The 213-nt window shown below is 58.7% G+C and carries 1 protein-coding gene; it reads left to right on the top strand.

Going from position 1 to position 213, the window contains the following annotated elements:
• Positions 1 to 213 (top strand): hypothetical protein (locus tag B0D78_RS13130; RefSeq protein WP_168170157.1); only part of this gene is annotated, 213 nt, incomplete at both ends.

Below are 213 nucleotides of genomic sequence, written 5' to 3'. Positions count from 1 at the left end.
CTTCGGTTCCGACCGTGGAATTCGCGACGACCGACGACACCATGACCGTCGGCCTCTCCGGCACCAAAGTCACCTACGGCATCGACAAGAGCAAGCTGATCACCAACATCAACAACGGCTCCACCCCGATCACCAACGTACAGGCAAAGTTCAAGATCGCCGACGCCGGGACCGGAACGAAAACCATCACCGCGGACAAGACCGGAACGGAAA

This window comes from Pyramidobacter sp. C12-8, assembly GCF_002007215.1.
Classification (GTDB): domain Bacteria; phylum Synergistota; class Synergistia; order Synergistales; family Dethiosulfovibrionaceae; genus Pyramidobacter.
Note: the sequence above shows the minus strand (reverse complement) of the source record. Positions and strands in the feature narration are given on the sequence as shown.